Origin of the sequence: Nocardia sp. NPDC058497 (genome assembly GCF_042720195.1) — a bacterium.
Taxonomy (GTDB): domain Bacteria; phylum Actinomycetota; class Actinomycetes; order Mycobacteriales; family Mycobacteriaceae; genus Nocardia.
In genome coordinates this window covers 1-3,266 of the sequence record NZ_JBHXMY010000636.1, presented here as the reverse complement: position 1 = coordinate 3,266, position 3,266 = coordinate 1, and the positions used below count along the sequence as shown (strand labels likewise).

The 3,266-nt window shown below is 70.3% G+C and carries 4 protein-coding genes; all 4 read left to right on the top strand.

Annotated elements, in window-relative coordinates; all coding sequences use genetic code 11:
• The first annotated feature begins 211 nt into the window (after positions 1 to 211).
• Positions 212 to 1,210, top strand: a complete 999-nt coding sequence (locus ACFWPJ_RS28625; RefSeq protein ID WP_378855981.1) for a regulatory protein RecX — start codon at positions 212 to 214, stop codon at positions 1,208 to 1,210.
• 14 nt (positions 1,211 to 1,224) lie between these two features.
• A complete protein-coding gene (locus ACFWPJ_RS28620; protein ID WP_378855979.1) occupies positions 1,225 to 1,611 on the top strand; it encodes a squamosa promoter-binding protein 15 in 387 nt (128 codons plus the stop codon).
• Positions 1,612 to 1,830: 219 nt separating this feature from the next.
• Positions 1,831 to 2,481 (top strand): ABC transporter permease, encoded by a 651-nt coding sequence (locus tag ACFWPJ_RS28615; RefSeq protein WP_378855983.1) that lies wholly within the window; start codon positions 1,831 to 1,833, stop codon positions 2,479 to 2,481.
• The coding region (locus ACFWPJ_RS28610; protein WP_378855977.1) for an ABC transporter ATP-binding protein at positions 2,474 to 3,266 on the top strand (793 nt) is incomplete at its 3' end. The genes ACFWPJ_RS28615 and ACFWPJ_RS28610, both read left to right, overlap by 8 nt.

Genomic DNA, 3,266 nt, shown 5'->3' with positions numbered 1-3,266 from the left:
GGCTGCGGGCGATCCGCAGCGCGCGCGCCCGACCGGATTCGCCGATGGTGACAATCCACCCGATTCCGCTGCGCGGATTGGGGATGATCATGAAGAGTGGGGGAGCGGGGCACGACCCCGCCGTGCCCGGCGTGGACGCAGGTCCGCCCGGCGCGACGAAGACTCCCTGTCGACCGGCGTCGGTGGTGACAATGGACGACAGGCGGATCCGGTGGCGGCCGGATCCCAGCCGGGAGAGCCCGACCGGCGGGCCGGCACACGCCGGCTCGCCCCGGGCGACCGTCCCAAGGCCACCGTCGACCAGGCGAAAGACGCCTGCCTGAACCTGCTGGCCGTGCGCGCCCGCAGCCGCGCCGAACTGGAAAAACGCCTCGGGGAGAAGGGTTTCCGCGTCGAGGTGACCGAGGCCGCGCTCGACCGGCTCACCGAGGTCGGCCTCATCGACGACAGCGCCTTCGCCGAACAGTGGGTGCACGAGCGCCACACGTACTCCGGCCGGGGAAAGCGGGCGCTGCAGCGCGAACTCCGGGACAAGGGCGTCGCCCCCGCCGACGCCGAGAACGCGCTGGCCATCGTCACCGACGACGCCGAACGCGCCCGCGCCACCGACCTGGTCCGCCGCAAACTCTCCACCCTGTCCCGAGACCTGGACCGCGACAAGGCGGTCCGCCGTCTCGTCGGCATGCTCGCTCGCCGCGGCTACGACCAATCCACCGCCTTCGCCGTCGTCACCGCCGCCCTCGCCGAGGCCGGCTTCGAACAGACACCCGCGCAGCCGCGCCGGGCGAACAGGCCCGATCCGGACCTGGACGGGCAGTCCCACGATCATCGGCGACCCGAACGACCGGACGATCCGACGTACCGCGCCGACAGCGAGATCGGGGCGGAACCGGACGGCCGAGGCGATGGGATCCCGCGCCGAAACCGCTCCCGCTGGTCCCGCCCGGTCAGCGCGTCGGCCGACAGCGAAGCGCCCGACGACGCCGCCAACCCGGACCAGGCGCTCGACCGGCGCTCTCCGCGCCGCCCGGTCCCGGGCGACGAACAGGCGGCGGCCGACCTGGTCCGCCGCAAACTCCGCACCATGCCCACCGACCTCGACCGCGCCAAAGCCACCCGCCGCCTGGTCGACATGCTCGCCCGCCGCGGCTACAGCCCCGCCACCGCCTACGCCGTGGTGAAAGCCGAACTGGCCGAGGCCGAGCGATGAGCAGGGTGACGAACATGATGCTGTCAGTCTCCTTCGAGGACGAGCCGCTGGTCGGCCAGTTCAGCGACTGGCTGCGGTCGAACGGAGCCTGGCCCGGAGCAACAGTGCCCGGCTGTGGCTTTCTTCTGAATCTCACGGGCAACGACGTGCGGTGGGGTGGACGCAAACTCCCCGAGTGCACCGTGTGGGCGGGCGCGCTGAATCACGCGGATATCCCGGCGATCCTGGCCAAGGCCGCCGAATTCGGCTGGCAGGAACCGGATACGGTCCAGCTGTTCCTGATGGACCAGGAAGACATCTGTTTCCAGCTGTGGATGATCAGGGACGGAGCGTGGCAGCAATATGCGCCGATGGATCCGCTCGCGGGGAATGATGGCGGTGCGCTGATCGCCGCGGAGTGAGGTGAACCGTCGGTGAGGGTGGTGGGACTCGAACCGCCACACAGGGGATGTGTGGCGCGTAGGATGATTCGGCGCCGGTGAAACGTGGTTTCGCGCAGGCGGATTCGTCCGTCGCGTGCTGCGGCGGGGGTGTGGGTACGGGGTGTTTCACCTGGTGTCGGGGTGGGCATTCCGGGGGACAGGGCCTGGTGTGGCTGCCGAACTAGGGGGAGGTGGACCCTGGACGCGTTGTGGTCGTTCGTGGTGAACCGGCGTGAGCAGTTGCTGGTCGATTCGTATCTGCATGTGTCGGCGGTGGTGCAGTCGCTGGTGCTGGCGACCATTGTCGCGGTGATCGTCGGGGCGGTCGTATACCGGAGTCCGCTCGGCTCGGCGGCTGCTACCGCGACGGCGGGGGCGATCCTTACCGTGCCCTCGTTCGCGCTGCTAGGGCTGTTGATTCCGTTCCTCGGGCTCGGGGTCGGGCCGACGATCGTGGCGCTGGTGCTGTACGCGCTGCTGCCGATCCTGCGCAACACCGTGCTCGGGCTGTCGGCGGTGGATCCGGCGGTGGTCGATGCCGCGCGCGGGGTCGGGATGAACCGGCTGCGGCTGCTGACCGCGATCGAACTGCCGCTGGCCTGGCCGTCGATTCTGGCCGGGATGCGGGTCAGCACCCAGATGATCATGGGCATCCTGGCGCTGGCCGCCTACGCGAAGGGCCCCGGCCTCGGCAATCTCATCTTCTCCGGGCTCTCGCGCCTCGGCAGCCCGAACGCGGTACCGCAGGCGCTGACCGGAACCGTCCTCATCGTCGTGCTCGCACTCGCACTCGACGGCATCCTGATGCTGCTCGGCCGGCTCACCATCTCGAGGGGAATCCGTGACTGACACCGCAACCAGCACCGACGCCGCGGCCGCCGCGGTGTCCGGGGTCGAGATCGTGCTCGACCGGGTCACCAAACGCTATCCGGACCAGCGTGATCCGGCGGTCGAGGAGGTCAGCATGACCATCCCTGCCGGGGAGATCGTGGTCCTGGTCGGGCCGTCGGGCTGCGGCAAGACCACCACCATGCGGATGATCAACCGGCTGATCGAACCCACCTCGGGCTCCGTCACCATCGGCGGCCGCGACGCCGCCGCCATCGACGCCGACGAATTGCGCCGCGGCATCGGCTATTCCATCCAGCAGGCAGGCCTGTTCCCGCATCTGACTGTCGCCAAGAACATCGCGACCGTCCCCGGCCTGCTCGGCTGGGACCGGCGCCGCACCAGCGCCCGCGTCGACGAGATGCTCTCCCTCGTCGGCCTCGACCCCGCCACCTACCGCAACCGCTTCCCGCGCCAGCTCTCCGGCGGTCAGCAGCAGCGCGTCGGCGTCGCCAGGGCGCTGGCTGCCGACCCGCCGGTCCTGCTGATGGACGAGCCGTTCGGCGCCGTCGACCCGATCACCCGCGCCCTGCTGCAAGACGAATTGCTGCGCCTGCAGGGCGAACTCGGCAAGACCATCGTCTTCGTCACCCACGATTTCGGCGAAGCCGTGAAACTGGGCGACCGGATCGCGGTCCTGGGCGACCGGTCCCGCATCCTCCAGTACGACACCCCCGCGGCGATTCTGGCCGCCCCCGCCGACGAGACGGTCGCCGGTTTCGTCGGCGCCACCGCCACCCACGACC

Bases quoted from the DNA above. Each gene is read 5' to 3' on its own strand.
- ACFWPJ_RS28620 (WP_378855979.1), top strand. From the start codon at position 1,225: ATGATGCTGTCAGTCTCCTTCGAGGACGAGCCGCTGGTCGGCCAGTTC.